Here is a 24,294-nt window from a genome sequence, read left to right on the forward strand (position 1 = left end):
CTGGGCCTACCGGAAGTACTGGACCTACCGGAAGTACTGGGCCTACCGGAAGTACTGGACCTACTGGAAGTACTGGGCCTACCGGAAGTACTGGATCTACCGGAAGTACTGGGTCAATAGTTACAACAAACTCTATGTTCGCTAATAATACATTAGGTGGTCCCATCTCTGTGATATTAGGTGGAACTAATATTCCTCTTTCTAATAATCAAAGCCTCGGTAATTTTACAGTTAACGCCTCAAACGATATATTTACAATTCCTGTAACCGGAAGATATCATTTAACCTATCAAGTTAATACGACAACTGCTCTACTCGCTGGAACAAGACTACTATTAAACGCTTCTACTCCACTTCCTGGTTCTATTTTTTCTCCCGCTATATCAACTTCAAATTATAACAATAATTTAATTACTAATTTAATTGCCGGTAATACAATTTCACTTCAATTATTCGGCATATTATCCGTCGTTAATTTGGTTGGAGGTGGTTCAACGGGTGCCTCTCTAACAATTATACGAATCGATTAAAAAATGATTCATTCTTTTTCTAATAAACATTATTAAATACCAAGTCTGTCATAATAAGAACCTCCCAATTATTTCATAAAAGTGATGGCGTATTAAAGAGCAAATCGCACTATATCCATAGTGGAAACTATCTATACTAAATTTTCCGTATATATATTATCAATTTACACTGACTTCCACCGATGTTACATTAAATATGAAGACATTTTCTCTTTTACGAACCATCTCAATACGCATTTGAGAAATGTACTCCAATCCTATACGCGAGAGCAATACTATGTTGACACTCTGATGAGTGTCTTTTTTTGTGAGTGATAAAAAATAAAAACCATCTCTTATAGATGGTTTTATCTTTTGTTACTGTAAATGCACACTTATGCAGTTGGATAATAAATTGTCATGCTTAATCGAGTCAAAGGTTTCCCTAAATTATAATAAGAGTGTGCTCTATCGGCCTTAAAACGAATTGAATCTCCACTATTTAATTTATATTGACTGTTATTCACTTTTAATGTCAATTCACCTTCAAATACCGTTATAAATTCTTCTGCGCCTTCTTTATGCCCTTCTGAACTTAATTTCCCTTCTGTTTCTATTTCCACTGTATACATTTCAAAATGTCTATCATCTTGAAAAGGAAAAGAAGGATACACATTATATTTTCCATTGTCTTCAGACAATACTTGAATATCTTTTCTTAAAATCACCTTCGTATCAGGCTGTGGATTGTTGATTAAAGAGGTAAAAGAAACTTTCAAGCCATTTGCAATTTTCCATATTGTTGTTAGTGTCGGGCTTGATTCTCCTCTTTCAATTTGTCCAATCATCGTTTTACTCACACCTGTCAATTGGGAAACTTTTTCCAAACTCAATTTTTCTTTTTCTCGTATAGTTTTTAAATTTTTCGCCAGTATAAGTTGAATTTCTTCCATAAAAAACACTCCCACACTATATACAATATAACGACCGGTATGTATAATAAAAAGCACACGTTATATTGTTCTTTTCGGTCATTATAACACACAAAAATAATTAGGGGGTCTTCAAATGCCTATATTTTCTTTTTTATTATTTGTTTTTATAAGTAGCTTCACACCCGGACCTAACAATTTTTTAGCGATGACATACGCAAATCAACACGGATTAAAAAGGAGCATGAAGTTTTGCTTTGGAGTATCTTTCGGTTTTTTTATCCTCACTTCCTTATGTAGTTTCTTTAATATTTTATTAATTAATATCCTCCCTATAATTGAAGCTCCTTTAAAAATTTTAGGTGTAGCGTATATGCTATATTTAGCTTTTAAGATATTCACTAACAAAGGGGGTACAAATCTCGATGAAAAGAATAATAAAAATCTATTTACAGTAGGGGTTTTTCTTCAGTTTGTGAACCCTAAAGGGATCTTATTCGGACTGACTGTAGTATCAACTTTTATCCTTCCTTACTACAATTCATATTCAAGCTTTCTACTTTTTTCATTATTTCTTGGTATAGTCGGTTTAACAAGTACATTTAGTTGGAGCTTATTCGGTTCTATGTTTCAAAAACTTCTATTAAAACACAATCAATTATTTAACATCATTATGGCTGTATTATTAGTTTTTAGTGCTATTTCAATCGTTATACACTAATTCAATGCTCATTCTCGTTTTAGGTTTTTGTACTTTTTAATACCACTCTTCATCAATCAGACTACTTTATATACTAATTCATCCATATACCCTATTTGTTTAAAATTTTTAAGAGGGAACCTTCTAACAATAAGGTTCCTTCCATATCATATTAAATAAGAGGCCGGTTAAATACGGAGGTGATTTTGATTAAGACTACTTTAATTTCTCATTTTTACAATGAAGAATATTTACTTCCATGGTGGTTAATGCACCATACAAAGCTTTTTGATCATGGTATTCTTATTAACCGTGGATCCACTGATCGTTCAGTTGAAATCTGTAAAACATTCGCTCCTAATTGGGAAATACGAAACTCAAAATCACTCGAATTTGATGCTTATTTAGTTGATCAAGAAGTTATGAAAATTGAAAGAGAAATTACAGGATGGAAAATGGTATTAAATACGACAGAATTCCTATGCTGTTACAATAAAGAAAAATTTTTCAAATCACTTAACACTTTGGGTGACAATATGTTTTCAATAAGAGTGATTATGATGATCGATGAACCGACTCATGGCTACACTAATCCAAGATATAGTTCTCCGCTTGTTAAACAACGTTATCACGGCATAATAATTCAACCTACTCCAAATCAACTTTATCTTAACGGTAGATTAATTCACAATAATTCGGATGGGAACTATAGAGTCGGGAGACATGGTTCACATTATCCTTATAGCATTTACATGGAACCTGCTTTTATTTTTAAATTTTTTTATAGTCCATGGAACGATGCAATGAAAAAACGAAAATTGCAAATTGGACCGACCCTTTCTCAACATAGTGTACGGCGTGGATTAGGTTCTCATCACTTAACAACAATTGAAAAATTAGAAAAAAAATATAAATACTATGCAACCTTAACTACGGACCTCCGGTTATTCTCAGAATACCAAACTATATTTCCTGACCTTTGTACTTAATGTCATAAATATTTAGTTTCCACATCCATCCGTTTTTTATTAATCTACCTACTCCAACTAACTACTTTTCTCTAGTAGAAATCTGATTTGGGACTCTTGCTGCACGCAGATTCCCCTTATTTAATCTCGTATCACCAGCCTATAATCTTTCATACCGTTTCTTAAAAAATAAAATCAAAACTAATGTTTTAAGAGTTATGGCCTTATTTTTTCCTATTATTCACTTTAAAATCTTTTTATAATAATATTGAAAAATACGGTATAATATAAATTACTGTTATTTAGGAGGGTCATAATGTCTGATAAGTATAAATTTTTCATTCTTATTGTTACTGCATTTTTTTCTTTCTTTTCCTTAATAAAAGATTTCCGTAACACTTCAAAAAGTTTCTTTTGGGGTAGTTTTGTAATTCTTACAAGCTTCATAATACTTTTAACACTCGCTTTAGATTTAACTCAAATACTCCTATATTCCACGCAAATAGCGCTTGAGATTATTACAATACCACGTAAACTTTTTCTACCATCTGTCACTGAAGCCGCTAGTATTTGCTAACAAAGTATTTTAATTTTCTTATGCATGCCAAAATATATTTTGGTAAATTTGACACACATTTATATCAAACAAGCATATTTTATTGTATGGTGACTATCTAATAATACAAATTTTAAATTTTTATAAGATCTTTTTATTTTTAATTAAAAATTTACAACATTCTAAAACAGTATGCACATAATATCCTCAATTCCCTTTTTCAACATGAAACTTGTCTCAGAGCGCCTTTAAAAGCGCTCTTTATCTTTAATAAAGGTTTTATTAAAATTTAGGTTAAAAATTAATACCCTATAGTCATGATAGCTATTTACTGTTTCCAAAATAAGTTGCATTAATAATATAGAAATGAAATACCTATAAAAATTATTACTTTACTATTTCTTTAAACATGCTAGTGAGGTGATTTCGATAGATTATCAAAACAAAGATATGTTCATTAACTTTTCACTTTTAGATATTAACCGTATTATTCTCCCACATTCTCCTACTGGACCTACCGGGGCTACTGGTTCCAGCGGACTTACTGGCTCCACTGGTTCTACTGGTTCTACTGGCTCCACTGGACCTACTGGGGCTACTGGGGCTACTGGGGCTACCGGTTCTACTGGCTCCACTGGTTCCACCGGGCCTACTGGGGCTACCGGTTCCACTGGACATACTGGCTCTACCGGTTCCACCGGACCTACTGGGGCGGCTAGTGTAGGGTTAACAAACTATCTATATGTTTTTGATACTACTAACCAATCAATCGCAGTGGGAAGTAGTGTTACTTTTAACACAAATGGACCTATAACAGGAACTGCCCTTAGTCACATCACAGGTACTGGAAATATTATAATTAATACACTAGGAACATATGTAGCAGAGTTTCAATTACAAGCTTCTCGCGAAAACCAATTCTCCCTCGAACTAAATGGTACACCAATTCCAGGTGGGCGTTTTGGTACGGGGTCACCACATACAATAAATCAAGGTACTGCTGCTTTTACCGTAACAGTTGTTCCTTCAACATTGACTTTAATAAATAACACCTCTTCAGCAAGTACTATCACTCTCTCAAATAGTGATGGCGGCTCTTTAACAAATGTCTCTGCAAGTATAAGTATTTTTCAGGTCGGATAATGAATTTGGTTTGAAAAGTGATTCATAAAATTTACGAATATAAAAAATGAGGCTTCTCTTTTCTAGAGAAACCTCATTTTTTATATTAAATTTTAAACTGACTCGTATACAGATCAAAATAAAACCCTCTATCTTCCATGAGAGACTCATGATTCCCTCTTTCTAAAATATTTCCATCTTTTATAACAAGAATTTGATCTGCTTTTTCAATTGTTTTAAGTCGATGAGCGATCACAAAACTTGTGCGACCTCTCATTAAATTATTTAGTCCTGCTTGTATTTGTAATTCTGTTCTTGTATCAATATTTGATGTCGCTTCATCGAGAATTAATATATCTGCATCTGCTAAAATTGCTCGTGCAATCGCAAGAAGTTGTTTTTGTCCTTGACTTAAATTCGATCCTTCTGAAGCAATTTCTGTTTCATATTGATTTGGTAAATGCTTAATAAAAGAATGTGCAGATGCTGCCTTAGCTGCAGTGATAACTTCTTCATCAGTAGCATCTAAGCGTCCATAACGGATATTATCCATAATCGAACCAGCAAATAAATACGTATCCTGTAAAACTACTCCTATTTTACTTCGTAAAGAATTAATATCATAATCTTTTATATCTTTTCCATCAATATGAATTTGTCCTTGCTGTATATCATAAAAGCGAGTTAACAAATTAATGATTGTTGTTTTCCCTGATCCAGTCGGACCAACTAAAGCAATTGTCTCTCCTGGCTGCGCTTTAAGACTCACTTCTTTTAAAATCGTTTTATTTTCTGCGTAGCCAAATGAAACATTCTCAAGTGCAACATGCCCTTGTAAATTTTGTACAACAAATGCGTCTTTTTTATTTTGAATTTCTGGTACCTCATCCATAATCTCAAAAACACGTTCTCCACCAGCAACCGCCGCTTGAATTGTATTCATTAAAGTCGCAAATTGACTTAGCGGTCTTGAGAATTGACGAGAATAATTAATAAAAGCCGCAATAACTCCTACTGTTGTCATTCCGTTTAAGACCATAACTGATCCAGTCCCAATGACAAGCCCCATACCTAAGTTATTAATAAAGTTCATACTTGGAAAAATAAAAGCTGAAAATGTATCAGCCTTCGTAGCTGAAACTCTTAGCTGTTCATTAATTTTATTGAAATTTTGTACAGTTTCTTTTTCTTTTCCGTACAACGTTGTAACATCCGCACCTGTAATTGCTTCCTCAATAAATCCATTTAATTCACCTAAATCTTTTTGACGCTTCGCAAAGTTTTTACCACTATATGCAACTAGTTTTTTTGTAACGTAAAACATAATAGGTACTGTAATTAAAGTTACAATTGCTAAAATCCAATTTAAGGCGAACATTGCAATCGTTACACCTATAAAAGTTAATGCTGATGAAATAATTTGTACAACGCTTTGTGTCAAAGCTTGATTCAAATTATCTATATCATTTGTCACACGGCTCATTAAATCACCTTGAGAACGCACGTCAAAGAACCGTAAAGAAAGCGTTTGGATTTTCTCAAAAATATCTTGTCGTATTTTTTGAATTGTTTTTAATGCAACGTTAATCATGACAAACGTTTGTAACCATGTTAAAAGTACAGTTACACCATAAATCGCGATAAGTAACATACACATTCTTGCTGTACCACTTAAATCTTTCGGTACAATATATTGATCTATAATGACTCCCATAAAATATGGACCTAATAATCCAAGTAATGTAGTAACAACGACTAGAAATATAACAAACATAAGAGCAGCTTTTTGATAGCCCATATAGTTCCATACCCGCATTACAGTTCCTTGAGCATTTTTAGCTTTTCCCATCTTTGGGGTGTTTCGTCCACCTTTATTAGCAAATTGCCCTTGAAAATTACGCATGTTCTTCCCCACCTTCTTTATCCAAATTACCACCTTGGGAAAGATAAATTTCCTGATAAACCTCACTTTGTTCTAACAATTGTTCATGTGTACCATTGCCAACTAATTCACCATTATCTAATACAAGTATTTTATCCGCATCCATTATGGAAGAAATTTTGGACGCAATTAATAAAGTCGTTGTGCCTTTATATTTTGTTTTTAAAGCTGTTTGAATGGTAGCCTCTGATTTTGCATCAACTGCTGATGTAGAATCATCTAATATGAGAATCGGTGGCTTTCTCACAAGTGCCCTTGCAATTGATACACGTTGTTTTTGTCCACCTGATAGATTTGTCGCGCCTTGTGTTAAATTATATTGATAAGATTCTTCCAGCTTATTGATAAACTCAGTCGCACAAGCTGATGCAGCTGCTACTTCCAGCTCGTCATGTGTTGCATCTTCTTTACCATAACGTAAATTTTCTTCTATACTGCCTGAGAACAACAATGCCTTCTGAGGTACAAACCCTATTGAAGCACGGAGTTTTTGCAAATCATATTTTTTAACATCTATTCCATCTATACATATTTCACCATGATCCACATCATATAGACGTGGTAACAGTTTCGCTAAGGTAGATTTACCACTTCCAGTTGATCCAATAATCCCTACTTTTTCACCTTTTTGTATGCTAAACGAAATATCTTTTAAAACGTATTCATTATTTTTCGTATAGCTATAACTAACATTTTTAAATTCGATATTTCCTTCAATTTTCTCAGGTTCAATCGCATACGCTTCGCTTATAATATCAACCTCGGTATTTAACACTTGCTGTACACGATCCGCAGATGGAAAAGCTCGCGCAATTTGAATAAATACCATGCTAATCGACATAAGTGACATTAAAATGATATTCAAGTAATTAATAAATGCCAAAATCGCTCCTACTTGAAGCGTTCCATCGAATACTTTTTCTCCACCAATCCATAATGTTGCGACAATCCCGCCACTTACAACTAGCATAATGATTGGCATCATTAAAGAAATAAGTTGCACAGCTCGAATATTTATCTTCGTTAAATTTGTATTTACATTTCCAAATTGAGCGATTTCGTATTTTTGTCTTACATACGCTTTTATAACACGCACACCAGATAAATTTTCTTGTAGCTTTGTATTCACTTTGTCTAATGCCTCTTGCACCTTTTTAAATGTACCACTTGCTTTACTTGCAATTAAAATAATCGCAAGTAATAAAATCGGAACAACTACAAGTAATATTGGAAATAACTCTCGCGCTGTTACAAAAACAATAATTATACTTCCGATAAATAACAGTGGACCACGAACGAGAACACGTAATGTCATCGTCATTGCCGATTGAATGGAAGTGATATCATTTGTCACGATCGTTAATAATTTACCTGTTCCAAATGAGTCCCGATTATTACTAGAAAATGTTTCTATTTTCGCAAACACATCTTTTCGTATGTCTGTAGCGAAATTAACAGCTGCTTTTGTAGAATACATCATACACCCAAGCCCTCCAACTAAACCGAGTGCTGCTGCTCCTATCATAAGAAGCCCCATTTTTATTACATAATTTAAATCCCGATTTGCAATCCCAACATCAATGATATGTTGCATAATAGTCGGTTGAATTAAGTCCATCGCAACCTCAAGTACCATAAATAGCGGCCCAATAATAGCGAAGAACATGTATGGTTTTAAATACTGTAATAACTTACGAAATGATTTCATACATAATCTCCTTTTCCCATGAAATTACCACTGAATAATTCATATCCCTCCTTATTTAAGCTATATATTTTGTAATTTCTTTATTACTTCTATTATATTATGTAAATTAATATTTAACATTATTAAATGATAAGTATTAATGACTTTCTAGTCAATAAATGTGCTTTATATTATATAAATACAAAAACCGTATTCTTAATGAAAAGAATACGGTTTTTCATCTATATTTCTTCAATTGTAAAATGTAAAAACTCAGTCTCAAATCCCTTATTTTTAGAAGGACTACACGTGTAAAAACCTATTTTAACAGGCTCCTTCCCTATATCCTCCATTAAATGAGCGATTCTTATTTGTTCCCATTGATGGCCCTTTTTCACATATATTGTATAATCACCGCTTTTTCGAATAATTCGAAAACGAAGTTGTTGCTTAGCTGCTTCAGTTGGATAATCTTGCGTTGACCAGTCAGAATATCCATTATTCGTTACGACAGCACCTAAGTGAGATGGCCCTTCAGGGATATATTCTAAAGATGTTTTTAGCCAACAGTTCTCCGAAATCATAACAAAAAGACCTGCTTGATCGAATTTTGAATTTGGATTCATACGTAACTGAACTTCAGCTTGAAAGTCTGTCATCATCTCATTATAAAATACATGACCATTCATTACTTCAAAACCATAATGTGTTTTAAGCCAAAAATCAGTTTCTGCTTTCGAACGGACAATAAACGCATGATTATCATTAATTTTATAGTATTCAGGTACATTCATTATAGTGAGTTGCTCAATATGTTCTGGTATATACGATATATTCATAGCTCCTCCATAATAAAGCATTTATATAGACATTTAAAACTCCGCTAATACTGGGAATTTATAACCTTTAAAATCTAACTCTTTATCACTTCGAACCATTAAATACTTGCTAGACTGTACTTCTGTAAACTGTACATCCTCAACCCCTAATTGATCCGGAGAAAAATAAAATTCGATGTCCGTAAACCTTTCATTGATTTCTCCACATAATTCATCTAAAACCGGAAGTACTGGCGCAAATACTCCAAATAATTTCAACTTTTCATTTTCTACTTCATAAACGATTAGAGCATCTAGTTTCTCTGAATAATACAATTTCTCATTCCATTCCGAATCATACATATTCAAATAAAATGAAGGATGGAAGTTTAAAGTTGAAAAACTATTTGAAAGTCTTTGGCTACTATCAATAGTTTCATGTATTAACTGTCTATTCTCTATATTATAGTAATCTAACTTTTTAAGTAGTGAATCGTTATTATTAATATTTTTATCATATGGTATAGTCATCAAATATTCCTGCACAACTTTAAATCCAAATGCTGTATATAGTTCAGGGTTTTCCGTAAACAATAATGCACATTCACATTTCTTATCGATTTCTTCTATCATTTTATCCATTAATTGTGTCATTAACCCTTGTCTACGGAAATTAGGGTGTGTCATTACTGATTGAATACCCGCCGCATTTATTTTTTCACCATTAATTAATAATGGGAGTGAAAATGCCGCAACATTTGCAATCACTTTATCTTCTTGTAAAAACGATAAAGCTTTATATGTATCATCCCAATATCCTTTATCCGAAAAATCATTCAATGTTTGAGTTTTAATTCCAAACACTTCTTCAAATAAAGGAAATAACTGCTCTCTTTTCGGTTCTTCTATTAGAAGACTTGCCAATTTTTCAACATTCCCCATGTTGTACCTCCAAATGTTAAATTCCATTAAATTAGATATACTTATATGACCTACTCTTAAAAATAGAGGTCTTACCAATCAATATACTATCATAAAACATAAAAAAAAAGTCTAATTAATTTTATGTTTTGACTATTTGAAAATAAGTCGAATAAAACAATATTAAGATTTCTGGATATTAATTAGTTTATTATATAAAAATAGCGCTTTCTAATTAGCTTTTACTAATAGAAATACACTATTTATAATAAAATATTTTTATTCTTTTATCCCTTCAAGTCTTTCCTTCGTATTAATTTCTTCTCCACTTATACGCTTTTCAAAAGACTTTCTCCAACTACTTGAAAGTGCATTTACTTCTAATATTCTTTTTACCCCTTCAATATTTTGTTTTTCCTTATGCATGATACGATTAGCAAACGCTATTGAAACACCTTTCGGATCAGACTGTAGACTTTTTAATGTATCGACTGATGATACCCATCCTTCTTTTAATACACGAAAATAAAATCCTGTATATCCTGTTTCTTGAAAATATAGTGGTAACTTTGGAATATTATATTTTTTTGCTAATTTAAAACAAGGTTGCCTTGGTTGTGTTACCTGTACGATTGCCTCTCCGAGCTCAAACGTATCACCAATACAAACATCCTCTTCGCGCATACCACTAACTGTTATATTTTCTCCGAAAGCCCCATATACAAGATCTTGATTCAATTCTTTTTCCCAGTATGGATAGTGATCACCAGTATAAACACAAACTGCTTTATCTACTCCTCCATGATGAACTAAGTCCGCCTGTCCATCTCCATTAAATTTTACAAAGGATAAATATACCGGTTCCTTTACTTGCTTCTTATTTATGCCTGTATGAATTACTTTTCCGCCGTATGTAACCTCTTTTGGTAATCCTATACTTAAAGATAATAATTGATATTCATTAGCCATTCTATTTCCTCCTTTAAAGGTGTTACATGTATTTTCTCTCGATTAATTTTTACAACCCTCTCTGCTATATAAAGATGATTATAAAACCTCTAAAATCATTGTTCAATTCAATTATTTATATAATAATGATAGGTATAACCTATCATTATACTTGAGGTGATTCCAATCGAATTACGACAACTTGAATACTTTTTAGCTGTTTCAAAAGAATTACATTTCACAAAAGCAGCTGAAAAATTAAATATTTCACAGCCTTCACTAAGTCAACAAATACGTGCATTAGAGCATGAAGTAGGAATGCCACTTTTCGATCGAATTGGTAAAAAAATATCTTTAACTGAAGCAGGGAAGATTTTATTATCACATAGTAAAACCATTTTTCATGAAGTCGAACAAGCTCGTTCAGCCATTCAAGACCTAAACGGTTTACAGCAAGGTTCCTTAACAATAGGGGCTTTGTTAACCGTCGTAAATTATTTACTACCACCAGCTATTTTAAATTTTAATAATTTATATCCCAATATAAAGCTTTCTGTATTAGGGCTTCGTACAGGAGATATTCGTGAAAAATTATTACAAAACGAACTAGATATCGGAATTACATTTCTCCCGGTGCAAGATAAAGAGATTATCTCCATCCCTCTATACAAAAGCGATCTTACATTGGTCGTGCCCACTGGTCATCGATTAGCTGAACGTAATCATGTATCTATTGCTGAATTACAGAACTACCCTTTAATTCTTTTACCTAAAAATTTCTTTTTAACCGAACTAATTACATCTCATTGTCAAAAATTAAACTTTAAACCAAGGCCAATTTTAGAAATTAGTACGATGGAATCTTTAATCCAAATGGTTTCCAAAGGAATGGGAATTACAGTGTTACCCAAACCATATATAGACTTTTTACAAAATAAAAACATTAAAGCAATTAAAATAGAAAACCCTACTCCAACAATTGAAATAGGGCTAATTTATAGAAAAGATAAATATATGTGTGCTGCAACTCGAGAATTTATTGAGCAACTAAAAATTACAGTACATTCTTTCCAAAACTAAACAAAAGAGATTATCCTATGAAACCGTTTCACAACAATTTAGTAGAATAATCTCTTCTCAAAACAAAGTAAACATTATATTTAAACTCTTATAAACTTTAATGTACCTTTTTAGATATTGGAATATATTTAGTAAAATATGCACCAACTAGCAATAATACAATTGAAAATAACCAAGTAAAAGCACCACCAAAATGAAACCACTATGCAAACATATTTAAGACTGCAAGTGAAAAGAAGCAAATAGAAGTTAACGCACTTTTCAATCCTTTTATCCCAGATTTTTTTCTCTTTTGATAAGCAATATACATCGCAATGACAAGAAAAAAGATAAGAACAAATGGTAACATAACTTTTAGTATTGGTAATCCCTCCAGTATAAATGCACTCTTTATATTACCATCTTATCCCATTTATCTTTTAGGCATCAATTTATTCTTATCTTCCCTCCAAAAGTCAGTATAAGTTTTATTTTTAAAGTTCACGTTCACCTCAGAAAACGGCATACTTCCTCCAACTTTCAATAGGTACCAGTCGTTTAAAAGTGGTGATCCGAAGCAAATCTTCATTGTACGATCATGTAAATCGAATAATACAGAATGTAAAGTTCCAAACCATTCTTCATAGTTATGTACAGTTAGTCCAGCAGGATATTCTTCTTCTACTAATTTTTTTAAAGACTCTATGCTTACTTGTTCATATCTATTTAAATGCTCATGTAAAACGTGATATCTCTTTGTAGATTGTTCTAATCTCCTATTATTTAATTTCTGAATTGATGAACTAACTGCATGGTTTGTTGATACAATAAAAGCTTGTTTTTCACCATCAATCGTTATTGTGGATTTATGACCGTCAAATATTTCAATATATGCTGCATTTAAAGGATCAGCTAGTATTAAATTAATATTACTAGCAATTGGTATTTCTTCTATTAGTGACTTAGCCTCCTGCACATTTTTGCATTTCTCCAATAACAGTCGAATTACCGCAAAACATTGTAAACCACTTACTACTGGCTTTCGTAGACCTTCAATATTTCCTACTGGTTGACCACATGCTGAAAATGTAACAGATAATCCATGTTCATTAACTCCTTCTGTTCTACCAAAATATTGAGTAGAAAAACCACTATGCGCATACGCACCTTCAACATGCGTCGAGCAAAAACGCATATCATCTATTACTGGTGATAAATCATAGTTTCTTAATACATAAGTGTGAGTTGAATCTGTCTTTTTAGGTAATACTGCACAATGACTACAACCTGCTTTCAATAGTGTTTGATAGTAATACATTATATTTTTAGAAGGAATTTTCAACACTTCACAAAAACCTTCAATTTCTTCATTTATGCCTGGACAATGTTTGTTTAGTATATTTCTCGATTCTGTCCAATGGTTATTAGATATTACATTTTCTTCGTGTATAAATTGCGGGATGAGATACGGATTTTGTTTCACGAACTCCCCTTGTTGCTTTCCAATCTCATAATAACTTCCTTTTAATGATGAAAAATACCCCTTTACTTGATACATCAAACTCCCCCTCACATTGGATATATCCATATCATACCAAATGGATTTCATTCATCCTTGATGTTTTTTACTATCTTTCTTTAACACCATCCCATTTTAATATCTCCACTAATAATTATTTACTAGACAATTAAAGTTTTGTTAATATTGCTGTAATAACTTTATTTCAAAATAAAGTAGTTTGGATATCAAATGAGCAAAATACTTTGTTGAATCCACTTATAAGCAATCATCTAATTCATGAAACTAAGAAACTTACTTATCAAAATAAAAGGAGAATTTATGTATGAATAATTGCAAACCAATTGATAAATTAACTATTGAGGACCTAAAACAAAACCCCATTTGGGAATGGGCAATAGATGAAGAGGAAAACGAAGAACATGACGAAACATGGGTAAAACCAGCGGCAACTACTAATTTTACAGAAGAATTAAACGGTTCAATCGTACTAGGCGAATTATTCTTACATAATGGTGAAAAATTCCCTATGATGTGTGAAATTGATATTGAAGGTGACGAGGCCGTAATTCGTTCTGTTGTTTATTATAAGGAAGCAAAAAATGAGTATATTGCTATAGAAGATATTGTGAAAACGGTCGAAATGCCGTTATCGATTATTATTAATCTTACAATTCATGCAGAATCCAAAACCTTACGCTTCACTGCACATAAAGTAGATATTTATAAAAATTCAATAACGACTAATTTTAATTAAAGTTGGCCGAAATAAAGAAAACAATTATGAAATACAAACTGGGGAATCATTAACGATTCCCCAGTTTTTTAAACTATATTAAAGTATCCCCTTTTCCACTAAAGTCTCTGCGATTTGAACTGAATTCCAAGCCGCACCTTTTAATAGGTTATCGGAAACAATCCAAAGGTGGAATCCGTTTGGCGTATCAGGATCTTTACGTATTCTTCCGACAAATGTATCTATTTTCCCTTCTGCATATAATGGCATTGGATACAGCTGTTCACTAGGGTTATCCTGCAAAATAACACCTGGTGCATCCATTAATACTTCCTTAATTTCCGCAACGCTTGCTTCTTTTTCCAGTTCTATATAAACCGATTCTGAATGCCCCGATACAACTGGAACACGTACACAAGTAGCTGCCATTTTCAAGTTTTCATCTTCTAATATTTTCTTCGTTTCTTGAATCATTTTGACTTCTTCAAAAGTAAAATCATTGTCTGTAAATATATCTACTTGAGGCAGTACATTAAATGCTATTGGATAATGTTTTTTATCTTTTTTCACCGGTAATATATCACTCTTCACTTCTTCACCTGCAAGTATAGACTTAGCCTGCTCTTGTAATTCATGAATCGCATGAATGCCAGAACCCGATACAGCTTGATATGTTGAAACGATAATTCTTTCTAAACCAAATGATTTTCGAATCGGCTGAAGTGCTGTTACCATCTGTAATGCTGAACAATTTGGAACTGCAATGATACCTTTATGCTGTTTTAAAGTGTGCGCATTCACTTCCGGAACAACGAGCGGTACATCTTGCGCCATTCGGTACTCACTTGTGTTATCAATTACAATCGCACCACTAGAAACTGCATGAGTTACAAATTGTCTAGATACTTCTCCCCCAGCGCTAAAAAAGGCAATATCTACACCTTCAAAGCTAGTTGTTTTTGCCTCTTGTATAATTATCTCTCGTCCTTTGAATCTTACTTTCTTACCAGCGGATCGTTTGGACGAAAGCAATGTAACTTCAACTATATTAAACTTCATTTCATTCTCTAACAGTTCAATAATTTTTTGCCCTACCGCACCTGTAGCCCCAACAACAGCTACATGATAGCCCTTTTTGATCATCTTTTCTCCTCCAATATCACCTGAATGAATATTTCTACAATTTCATTTTATACAGAATTTAATCATTTGGAAAATTAAAATACATGATATAATCATTCACAAATCATGATAATAAAAGAGGGATCGCTTATGGAAATGAGACATGTTAAAACATTTTGCGCCATTGTGAAGTATGGTAATTTTTCTAAAGCTGCGCACGCGCTAGGTTATGCGCAATCTACTGTTACAGCACATATGAAAGCTTTAGAGAACGATTTACATATTCCTCTTTTCGATCGGTTAGGGAAAAAAGTGCTACTTACAAAAGCAGGTCATCAATTTCATCCTTATGCATTAGAATTACTTGCAATATATGAAAAAGCGCAAGAAATCCCCCAAAATACAGATTATTTAGAAGGTACATTGAGTATTACATCTAATGAATCATTAGCGGTATACCGCTTACCACAATTGTTACGTACTTACAAACAGAAAAATCCGAAAGTAAATATCGTACTTGAAACGAACACAAATGAACAAGCATTACAAAAATTACGTGAAGGAGAAACAGACATTGTCTTCATAATTGGAGAAAGTATAGAACATAATGATTTTATTACGCGAACTTTTAGTAATGAAACATTTGGATGGATTTTACCAGCTTATTCCGCTGCACATACAAATCCATTCCAGTTATTACAGGACACCCAGTTCATTTTTACAGAACAAAGCTGCGGCTATAGGCCAATGGTAGATCGTTTTTTACGTCAAAGCGGAAATATTCCAGCTAAAACATTTGAAACTTCCAATGTTGAAGTCATTAAACAATCCGTCATGTGTGAGTTAGGCATTTCAATTCTTCCTTATATCGTTGTACAAGAGAGTTGTCAAAAAGAACAACTATGTTTTCAGCCTATTGAAACTCCAGCATTTATTCAAAGTCATGTCATCTATCATAAATCTAGATGGATTTCTCCGGTACTACAGTCGTTTCTTTCCTTACTTGAACGAGATTAAGATATTAAGAAGTACATATAAAAAGAGTAATTGCCTAATAAGCAATTACTCCCTTTCATTAATTAGTATATTATTTATTAGTCTTTCCCCCATCTGCAATTAATTTACTACCTGAATATGTACCTTTTTGCATAAACACTTGATTAATTAATTCTTTTTGCTCAGCTTCCGACATTACTCCTTTTCCTTCTCCTAAATTCCCACTTTGTAATTTCCAAATCTTATTATGATCCCCATCAACTTTTTCATATTTTCCTTGTTTCCATCGTTCTAAAATTTCTACATATGTACTTCCCTGTACAAGATCGTTACTCTTTACAATATCAATTAAACTTTCAATCCGTTCTTGTGTAATAAAAATATAGCCCCACTTTTGATCAGCTTTCGCTTTTTGATGTGCCATTTCATGTAATGCTGTCTGTATGTTCTCATCTGTCCATTTAAAATTTTTATTAAAACCACTATTCGGTAATGAATAGTTTCCATTTTCTAAAAGCTTCGCATCTTCTGCTTTTACGTTACTATCAGCTAGTACTTCTACTGCTGGAGCAGCTGGTGATGCCTTTTTCGCAGCTGGTTTACTATTATTTAAATAATGCAGCATACCATATGTTAAACCTACTCCGATTACCGCCATACCAGCTAGAATACCGATTATTTTAAATAGTGTTTTCATCGCGCTTGTTTCCTCCCAAATATCTCTGTTCTGACTACCTAATTATTTTTTATATAAAAACTGTTACTTCATTTAAAATATCGCATCCCATCCCCTATCATATTATTTATATATACTTTCTCATATTGTATTTCTTTTCCTTTAAAATTGAAAGATTATTCTGTTAAATATTGAAAGTATTCTACAAATTTTTCCTTTATATTTATAAAGAAGCAAAAAAACAACGAGCGCGTTCTACAACACTCGTTGTTTTTACTTTATGCACAATTTTCTTTTAACCACTTCGTAATAGCATCTAACCTCGAAACATCAAAACGTCTTTCTTCACAAACATTTAAACTGTTTAAATTATTTACAATTTCTATTTCATTCGATTTTACACTTTTCGCCTCAATTAATTTACAATACCCGTCTGTAACGGTATTTAAATTTTCATAATAACGCTGAAGTGGTTTTGATATATGTAAATGCTTTTCAAAGTTTCTTCTTCTTCTCGTCTCATCAGATTCTTTCCGTTTTCTAAGTTCTTCATCATTCGTATATAAATAAAAATATTGATCAGGAAAACCAATTTCCCTATGTATCAGCTTTTCCTTATAAAAGTCTTCTATTAAAGATAATGACTGATCAAATATTTCAAAATGGAAACACCAATTATAGCTAAGTGGCTGATAAATGTCTCCATCAAGTATTACTAATTCATATTGCTCTGACTTCTGCATTGCTATTTTCCAGCGCTCTACTTGTTTTTCAAAATACCATGTTCTATGCTCATTTTTTGGTCTTTCAAATAAAAAATTCACTTCAGGTATAATATAAGCACCATAATTCTTTTCTAACTCACGACACGTTGTGCTCTTACCAACCGCACTCGCTCCCTCAAACGCTATAATCCCCATAGTTTCTCCCTCTTTCATTAACTAAAATCTCGTTGTTTCGCTTTTCTCCCCCATAACTGTTTCCATAAAACAATTGAAGCGATAGAGAGCATTATTGTTGTAATGATACTCCCTTCAATTCCGAACGAGCCTCCATGAAGGAATTCCGATCCAGTTGTTACAGGTTTAAAAAGTGGTGTAGAATACATTGTCATTCCACTAACCGCAAAACCAAATACGTTATATTGTGCCCAATTCCAAATGGAATGCCATGCGCATATCCCCCAAAGACTACTATCTTTCAAAACGTAAAAAGCTGCAAACACACCAACTAATATTATATTCGATATTGAAAGAATTGTAATACCTGGATTTAGTAAATGAAGAAAACCAAATAAAAATGAAGTTACAACAATACCGATCCATATACGGCTTCTAACAGAAAGAACTGGAAATAACCAACCCCGAACAACAATTTCTTCTGTTGCACCTTGTATTAAAAAAGCAACTAAAGATCCCACAATTCCAAGTATAGCGGTTGGTGTAATGTGTTGCATTTGTAGTTGTACATTTCCAGTTAATAAAAGTAGCATGACTGGTATTGAAATAAAAACAAAACCTATTAATACACCTCTTAAATATTTTCTTATCCACTGATTCCTCCAAAATCCAATGGATGAAATTGATCTTTTCTCTACAAATCTAATCCATAAAAAAACAAAAAATATAGCTCCGCCAAACGTCAATATCATTTCAATATCACTATAAATTGCTTTCATTAAAAGCGTTTCTGCTTTCGGTAAAAACAACATAAATAACATAAACAATTCACCTAAAGTTAAAAATACAATTGCAAGTATAACAGCAAATACTGGATGAACTTTTCTTCTTCCTTCTTTGGCTGCTTCAATTATTTTAAATTTATTAGACTGCAATATTCTCGCCTCCTTAACAAATACATCAACACTATTCTTATACTATATATCGATTCACTAATACAATTTCCCAATAAAAATGTTCTTAGTTTATCATAAACCAAAATTAGGAATAATATATAAATAAAAGAGATGTTTTTGTGTCTTTTACCATCCCTATTTCACACTGGTATTACCAGCACTTGCTATTTCCCACCATTTGTTGTAAGATAGTAATTAAGGTCAATTTAACACTATATTTTCTTTGCATATTATCAAGTATCAATCAGGGACATTTTGTACTCCTTATGGGTTTTTGATAATATGTGAACTTTTATTTTCATTCAAATAAGGCCGATCATATTGTAATTTTTCTACTTTTAGGAGGCATTACCATGACATTAACAGGTAAAGTAAAATGGTTTAACAGCGAAAAAGGTTTCGGTTTCATCGAAGTTGCAGACGGTAACGACGTATTCGTTCACTTCTCAGCTATCACTGGCGACGGCTTCAAGTCTCTTGACGAAGGTCAAGAAGTTAGCTTCGAAGTTGAAGACGGTAACCGCGGACCTCAAGCTAAAAACGTTGTAAAGCTATAATTCAAACAATAAAAAGGTTGTTACCAGCAAGGTTAACAACCTTTTTAATATATAACTAAAATTTTTTACATAAAAGGAGTGGTTACATGTATCGCAATCGAAAGAACGATGTAGCAGAAGTACCACCAGAACAAACCCCTGTTTGGGAATGTGAATCAGAGGATTGTTTAGGATGGATGAGAAAGAACTTTTCATTTGAAGAAGAGCCTAAATGCCCTTTATGTAAAAGTAGTATGAAAAGCGGAGAACGTTTATTACCTAAATTAGGTTAATTTATAATAAAAAAAACCTCTTTTAATTAAGAGGTTTTTTTTATTATAAATTTATGTCCTCAATATCAGTTCGCACTATAGAATACAATAATGCATCGTGTTGCTTATTTCCTTGATGAATATATCCGCGCAATAGACCTTCCTTTTGAAAGCCGATTTTAGATAACATTCTACAAGAAGTAACATTTTCAGGATATGTAATAGCTCCAATTCTAAACAAACCTAAATCTTTAAACCCATAATCAATAATTTCTCGAGCCGCTTCTGACGCATAACCATTTCCCCAATAACGAGGATGCAGGTCATATCCAATCTCAGATCGTTTACTCCATAATTGTAAATTATTTAGTCCAATTGTTCCTATTAAAACGTTCGTTTCTTTTAACACAATTCCCCATCGTATTGCCTTTTTCTCAAAGTAATTTTTCGAAAAAGATTCGATCATACGTGAAGCTTGTCCAAACTCCGTAAAAGAATTCATACCGTAATAACACGTTACTTCATCCAATGAAAAGATTTCATATATTTTTTGACAATAAGATTGTTCTATTTCAACTAAACGTAAGCGTTCTGTTTCTAATATAGGAAATGCCATAGGATCACTCCTTTCTCTCTACTCATTTATTATATCAGAAAAAATATTTATAATTAGTAAAGTCCTTATTGTTCCATAAATCAAACATTTCTAATGACGCATTCCTTCTTTATTCTATATACACAAATTGGATACCTTCTGATTACTACTCAAACATTACGCTATAATTTCCATAAATCGAATTTCAAATTATCAAGAACTGTAAAAAAATTGTTTCTTCATTTTCTCCTTCCAAACAACCACCCTACCCCATACATTTATGGTAAAATATAGTTGATATATTATTTTATTGTGGAGGTGTAAATTTCCTATGTATATATTCATCGGCTTATCCCTCTTACTCATATTACTTATTTTTTTATTCGCAAAAAAATTCACACCAAACTCATTCATGATGACTAACTTTAAAGGCAATAGCTTTAAGACATTTTCAATCGGTATTTTAATCGCTGCCATACTCTCACTTTCATATGGAACTTATCATGCAGTAACATATCAACCTAGTTATTTAGATATTAAATTAAAAAATCAAAACTACACTGTTTTCGGTAATGTAGGCGAATTCGGTTATTTCTCCGAAGAGTTATTGAAAAAAGATACAGAAGTACAATTATATTTCGTCTATTGGAAAACAATGCAGTTACAAAATCCGTTAATACTTATAGAATATCCTTCAGGAAAACGAGAAACATGGACGCCAACTATCGTATTAATACCGATAAGTAAATTACAAGAAAAACATGATATAAAAGATATGTATCAACTATCACCGTATTCATTTAAAGAGTCTGGAGAAATAACATTAACAATAAAAGAAAACAATGTAAAAAACAATAAAATTTCCATTCAAATAAAATAAATAAAAACTGTTCCTCCATTTTGCTGAAGGAACAGTTTTTATTTATTCTACAGTATTATTTATTTAATGTAGCCATTATTTCATTGGCCATATTCTTTCCATTTCCAATACACGCACCAATTCCGACACCGTAATATGAGGCACCAGCTAAATATACATTTGGATAAAGATTCGTCATTTTTTCTTGCAATGTTTGAACCGCTTGATTATGTTCTAAATGATATTTCGGCATTAAATCTTTCCAATTTGTAACTTCGACTACTTCTGGTTCACCTTTAATTCCGAGACTCTTTTCAATATCATATAAAGCTACTCGTACTAGTTCTTCTTCACTATAATTTTTGATTGTTTCATATACCGGATTGGTACTCTTATAAAACATTCTTACTAATAATTTTTGTTTACCCGATGTATGTTTCCACTTTCGACTTGTCCATGTACAAGCATCACAATGTAAATCACTGTTTTCCGTTACAATAAACCCAGTACCGTCAGCTGGTAGTTGTTCATCTAGTATGTCAAATCCTAAGTAAATACTTATAAGAGATGAGTTTTTAAATGTATTAAACTGCTCATTTAACTCATTAGACTGTAATAAAGTTTGCGCTATATCATGTGGAGCTGCTAAAACAACATAATCAGCTTGTATTGTTTCATGATTTGCAAAAGAAATCTCATATCGATCTTCTCGTTTACTTACAGCCGTCGTTATAGCACCTTTTTTTACGACAGTTTCAGTCAGCACTTCTTCTAAGCGATTAATTATCGTAGATAGTCCACCCTTAAATGATACGAATTTTTTATTTCCTGCTGATTGAAATTGTTTTTTATTCTCTTCAAAACCTTTAATAATACTTCCATACTTATTTTTATAATCCAGTAAATACGGTAATGTAGATGCCATTGTAAGCTCATTCAATTTACCAGAATATACGCCTGAAAGCACAGGAGCAATTTGTCTGTCCACTAACTCTTTGCCTAAAAAGCTTTCTAAAAATAGAGCAAGTGATGTATCTTTCGTAAACTCTTTATTTTTCGTTATGAAATCTTTTAAAGCTACGATTTTCCCCTTCGTTGAGACTAGCGTACTGCTAAACAACGACCGGGCGCTCATCGGTATCCCAAATATAGTATCAGAAGGAATCGGATGTAACATGTTTTCAGAATATATGTAAGAAATACCCGTTTCATTATATACCATTTCATCTTCTAAATTTAAATCTTTTACAAGTGGCATAACATGTTCATTACGAGCAACGATTGAATCCGCTCCTGACTCCATAATGAAATCCTTTTCTTCCACACTATGGATTTTACCACCTAAATACTCTTCTTTTTCAATAAGAATTAAATTTAAATCGATATTATAATCCTTTTTTAATTTTTCTAAATAAAACATAGTAGAAAGTCCCGTTATACCTCCACCGATAACAACAACTGTTTTCATATGTACTGCGCTCCTAACCGATACAATTAATAATTCTTTTTTATTATAACCAAAAGTCCTTATATTCGACTAGCAAGTTGCGCATTCTGTAAGAAATTAGACAATATATTTGAATATATTTTCAAATTGCCTAATAAAAAAGAACTATAACATTTACAAACCCCGTCATAGTTCTCTTTATTTTAAAAACATAAAGTAATTGATTAATTTGTCTAGTTCTTGACTCAATGCCAATACTTTTTCATGTTGAATTCCATAATCCGATACTAAATATAAAAGTTCTTCTTTTTTTATTTCAATTACTTTTTCCAATTTCGCTAGTTCCATGTCGTTTTACATCTCTCCAAAAATAAAATGTATGTATTTCAGTATAGCCTACTTACATAATTAGTAAAAGTAAAATACGCATGTAAAATCTTACATATTTGAAAAAATAATATACTACTAACAAAAAAAACTAGGTTAAACTTCCTTTTACAGATCATTAACGTTCATTAAGAATGAATAACATACCGGAATTTTTCTAATGTGATATCTTTATAATTTGGAGCTCTTTTTATATGATTAAAATAACTATATGAGAATTTAAATACATGACCAAAATCCCAATCGAATTCACTATAGTCTTTTATCCAAAATATATTTTCAGTTGGTAAAATATTTGCACGTTTAGATTGAATTAAAGGTAATCGATCTATAGGTGAGTGTAAAGCTATTTCCGTATTCAGCTTGAGCTTTTGGCTAGCTCTTAGTACGTATACTAGTTTTAAAAGCGGACGTATCCCTCGTTGAAATATATCTATATGTCCTAAATCGTACATTATATTAATTGCGTGGGAGTATGTAAGCAAATGCCCAATTAAATCATGATGTGATTCCGCTCGATAAATACTATTAAATTTCGATAACTCATTTAAAATGAACTGAGATACTTGTGTTGGATTACTCAATTCACTTTGTATCTCATCTTCAAAACTTAATTGTTTTACTTCTTTCGTCGTATAACCAATCCACGATCTACCTGGAATTGTTTTTCGAAATGATAAAATAAGAGTAGTAATCCCTTCAATTGCTTGATTATTACCCCATTTTTGTAGCTCTTTCATAGCTAATAAACTTAATGATGCATAAATGACGTTATGCCCCACCCAATGAAGCTCATCAATCGTTTGTTCTAAAGATTTTATAATCATATTCTCCGCAATCTGAAAATCTATTTCTTTTTTATCATCAATCATCTCACCAATTTTTTTCTTGCTTAGCATCATCCTTGTTTGCGAATACATATTACGAGCTGTTTCTTCATCAATATTATTATCTTTCATAAAAAAATAACTAGCAATTGCAGCTGCTCCAAAATGCGCATGCCAAATATCATTTGTTTCTTTTTTACATTGAGAAATAATTGAAAGACCGCCTTTTAAAATACTTTTGTTTTCCATTTTCTATCTCCCCTAATAAAGTGAAACTTTAATCAGTGGGGGTTTTGTTCATCCCC

Annotated in this window: 26 protein-coding genes and 1 pseudogene; 11 read left to right on the forward strand and 16 right to left on the reverse strand. The window is 32.2% G+C overall.

The genetic code is table 11. The annotated features are described in order from the left end of the window. A partial coding sequence (locus RT27_RS30700) for a hypothetical protein (protein ID WP_043938946.1) occupies positions 1-530 on the forward strand: 530 nt, incomplete at its 5' end. Positions 531-904: 374 nt separating this feature from the next. Here the strand turns inward: RT27_RS30700 and RT27_RS30705 are convergent. Beyond that, a complete protein-coding gene (locus RT27_RS30705; protein WP_043938947.1) occupies positions 905-1,462 on the reverse strand; it encodes a helix-turn-helix domain-containing protein in 558 nt (185 codons plus the stop codon). Positions 1,463-1,577: 115 nt separating this feature from the next. Here RT27_RS30705 and RT27_RS30710 point away from each other — a divergent pair, with 115 nt between their 5' ends. From RT27_RS30710 to RT27_RS30725, 4 genes are all read left to right on the forward strand, one after another. Further along, the gene (locus RT27_RS30710; RefSeq protein WP_016081656.1) at positions 1,578-2,162 is read left to right on the forward strand and encodes a LysE family transporter; all 585 of its coding nucleotides are present in this window, start codon (positions 1,578-1,580) and stop codon (positions 2,160-2,162) included. 185 nt (positions 2,163-2,347) lie between these two features. Beyond that, a complete protein-coding gene (locus tag RT27_RS30715) occupies positions 2,348-3,130 on the forward strand; it encodes a glycosyltransferase family 2 protein (protein ID WP_016081657.1) in 783 nt (260 codons plus the stop codon). 295 nt (positions 3,131-3,425) lie between these two features. Beyond that, positions 3,426-3,686, forward strand: coding sequence for a hypothetical protein (locus RT27_RS30720; protein WP_016081658.1), 261 nt, complete (start codon positions 3,426-3,428; stop codon positions 3,684-3,686). A 429-nt stretch (positions 3,687-4,115) separates the two neighbouring features. Beyond that, positions 4,116-4,808, forward strand: coding sequence for a hypothetical protein (locus tag RT27_RS30725; protein ID WP_043938949.1), 693 nt, complete (start codon positions 4,116-4,118; stop codon positions 4,806-4,808). 85 nt (positions 4,809-4,893) lie between these two features. Here the strand turns inward: RT27_RS30725 and RT27_RS30730 are convergent, their stop codons facing one another. The 5 genes from RT27_RS30730 to RT27_RS30750 form a co-directional block, all read right to left on the reverse strand. Beyond that, positions 4,894-6,690, reverse strand: a complete 1,797-nt coding sequence (locus tag RT27_RS30730; protein WP_016081661.1) for an ABC transporter ATP-binding protein — start codon at positions 6,688-6,690, stop codon at positions 4,894-4,896. Then, positions 6,683-8,437: an ABC transporter ATP-binding protein gene (locus RT27_RS30735; RefSeq protein WP_029442287.1), complete on the reverse strand. Its 1,755-nt coding sequence runs from the start codon at positions 8,435-8,437 to the stop codon at positions 6,683-6,685. Before RT27_RS30735 ends, RT27_RS30730 begins: the two co-directional genes overlap by 8 nt. Before the next feature lie 221 nt (positions 8,438-8,658). Beyond that, positions 8,659-9,255: a DUF1349 domain-containing protein gene (locus tag RT27_RS30740; protein ID WP_001027675.1), complete on the reverse strand. Its 597-nt coding sequence runs from the start codon at positions 9,253-9,255 to the stop codon at positions 8,659-8,661. A 33-nt stretch (positions 9,256-9,288) separates the two neighbouring features. Further along, positions 9,289-10,176, reverse strand: coding sequence for a GNAT family N-acetyltransferase (locus RT27_RS30745; protein WP_029442286.1), 888 nt, complete (start codon positions 10,174-10,176; stop codon positions 9,289-9,291). A gap of 258 nt (positions 10,177-10,434) precedes the next feature. Further along, positions 10,435-11,124: an MOSC domain-containing protein gene (locus tag RT27_RS30750; RefSeq protein ID WP_029442285.1), complete on the reverse strand. Its 690-nt coding sequence runs from the start codon at positions 11,122-11,124 to the stop codon at positions 10,435-10,437. Between the two features lie 156 nt (positions 11,125-11,280). Here RT27_RS30750 and RT27_RS30755 point away from each other — a divergent pair, with 156 nt between their 5' ends. Beyond that, on the forward strand, positions 11,281-12,183 hold the full coding sequence (locus RT27_RS30755) for a LysR substrate-binding domain-containing protein (protein WP_016081666.1): 903 nt from the start codon (positions 11,281-11,283) through the stop codon (positions 12,181-12,183). A gap of 97 nt (positions 12,184-12,280) precedes the next feature. On the opposite strand, the pseudogene RT27_RS30760 reads toward RT27_RS30755, so the two are convergent. Together RT27_RS30760 and RT27_RS30765 are read right to left on the reverse strand one after the other, a co-directional pair. After that, positions 12,281-12,544: pseudogene (locus RT27_RS30760) on the reverse strand (hypothetical protein). 51 nt (positions 12,545-12,595) lie between these two features. Beyond that, positions 12,596-13,720, reverse strand: a complete 1,125-nt coding sequence (locus RT27_RS30765; protein ID WP_029442284.1) for a C45 family peptidase — start codon at positions 13,718-13,720, stop codon at positions 12,596-12,598. 286 nt (positions 13,721-14,006) lie between these two features. Here RT27_RS30765 and RT27_RS30770 point away from each other — a divergent pair, with 286 nt between their 5' ends. Next, positions 14,007-14,438 carry a hypothetical protein gene (locus tag RT27_RS30770; protein WP_029442283.1) on the forward strand — a complete coding sequence of 144 codons (432 nt, stop codon included), beginning with the start codon at positions 14,007-14,009 and terminating at the stop codon, positions 14,436-14,438. Between the two features lie 78 nt (positions 14,439-14,516). Here the strand turns inward: RT27_RS30770 and RT27_RS30775 are convergent, their stop codons facing one another. Beyond that, positions 14,517-15,560 (reverse strand): aspartate-semialdehyde dehydrogenase, encoded by a 1,044-nt coding sequence (locus RT27_RS30775; protein ID WP_043938951.1) that lies wholly within the window; start codon positions 15,558-15,560, stop codon positions 14,517-14,519. Between the two features lie 129 nt (positions 15,561-15,689). On the opposite strand from RT27_RS30775, the gene RT27_RS30780 reads away from it, so the two are divergent. After that, positions 15,690-16,556, forward strand: coding sequence for a LysR family transcriptional regulator (locus RT27_RS30780; protein ID WP_016081671.1), 867 nt, complete (start codon positions 15,690-15,692; stop codon positions 16,554-16,556). A 70-nt stretch (positions 16,557-16,626) separates the two neighbouring features. Here RT27_RS30780 and RT27_RS30785 read toward each other — a convergent pair whose 3' ends face one another. The 3 genes from RT27_RS30785 to RT27_RS30795 form a co-directional block, all read right to left on the reverse strand. Then, positions 16,627-17,232: a PRK06770 family protein gene (locus tag RT27_RS30785; RefSeq protein WP_029442281.1), complete on the reverse strand. Its 606-nt coding sequence runs from the start codon at positions 17,230-17,232 to the stop codon at positions 16,627-16,629. Between the two features lie 257 nt (positions 17,233-17,489). Continuing rightward, positions 17,490-18,149 carry an AAA family ATPase gene (locus RT27_RS30790; RefSeq protein WP_043938953.1) on the reverse strand — a complete coding sequence of 220 codons (660 nt, stop codon included), beginning with the start codon at positions 18,147-18,149 and terminating at the stop codon, positions 17,490-17,492. After that, positions 18,149-19,045 (reverse strand): type II CAAX endopeptidase family protein, encoded by an 897-nt coding sequence (locus RT27_RS30795; RefSeq protein ID WP_043938955.1) that lies wholly within the window; start codon positions 19,043-19,045, stop codon positions 18,149-18,151. Before RT27_RS30795 ends, RT27_RS30790 begins: the two co-directional genes overlap by 1 nt. A 374-nt stretch (positions 19,046-19,419) precedes the next feature. Here RT27_RS30795 and cspD point away from each other — a divergent pair, with 374 nt between their 5' ends. Next, positions 19,420-19,623 carry a cold-shock protein CspD gene (cspD, locus tag RT27_RS30800; protein WP_000176365.1) on the forward strand — a complete coding sequence of 68 codons (204 nt, stop codon included), beginning with the start codon at positions 19,420-19,422 and terminating at the stop codon, positions 19,621-19,623. 86 nt (positions 19,624-19,709) lie between these two features. Continuing rightward, entirely contained in the window at positions 19,710-19,895 is a 186-nt protein-coding gene (locus RT27_RS30805) for a cold-shock protein (RefSeq protein ID WP_000286203.1), read from the forward strand. Between the two features lie 43 nt (positions 19,896-19,938). Here the strand turns inward: RT27_RS30805 and RT27_RS30810 are convergent, their stop codons facing one another. Continuing rightward, positions 19,939-20,490, reverse strand: coding sequence for a GNAT family N-acetyltransferase (locus RT27_RS30810; RefSeq protein WP_000885398.1), 552 nt, complete (start codon positions 20,488-20,490; stop codon positions 19,939-19,941). A gap of 310 nt (positions 20,491-20,800) precedes the next feature. Between RT27_RS30810 and RT27_RS30815 the strand changes: the two genes are divergently transcribed. Continuing rightward, positions 20,801-21,349, forward strand: a complete 549-nt coding sequence (locus tag RT27_RS30815; RefSeq protein WP_043938958.1) for a hypothetical protein — start codon at positions 20,801-20,803, stop codon at positions 21,347-21,349. 55 nt (positions 21,350-21,404) lie between these two features. Here the strand turns inward: RT27_RS30815 and RT27_RS30820 are convergent, their stop codons facing one another. The 3 genes from RT27_RS30820 to RT27_RS30830 form a co-directional block, all read right to left on the reverse strand. After that, on the reverse strand, positions 21,405-22,796 hold the full coding sequence (locus RT27_RS30820) for a protoporphyrinogen oxidase (protein WP_043938960.1): 1,392 nt from the start codon (positions 22,794-22,796) through the stop codon (positions 21,405-21,407). 177 nt (positions 22,797-22,973) lie between these two features. Then, positions 22,974-23,123 (reverse strand): aspartyl-phosphate phosphatase Spo0E family protein, encoded by a 150-nt coding sequence (locus tag RT27_RS30825; RefSeq protein ID WP_000417698.1) that lies wholly within the window; start codon positions 23,121-23,123, stop codon positions 22,974-22,976. Between the two features lie 167 nt (positions 23,124-23,290). Further along, the gene (locus tag RT27_RS30830; RefSeq protein ID WP_043938962.1) at positions 23,291-24,238 is read right to left on the reverse strand and encodes a hypothetical protein; all 948 of its coding nucleotides are present in this window, start codon (positions 24,236-24,238) and stop codon (positions 23,291-23,293) included. Positions 24,239-24,294 lie beyond the last annotated feature (56 nt).

The organism is Bacillus sp. L_1B0_5 (assembly GCF_000836715.1).
GTDB lineage: Bacteria > Bacillota > Bacilli > Bacillales > Bacillaceae_G > Bacillus_A > Bacillus_A thuringiensis_S.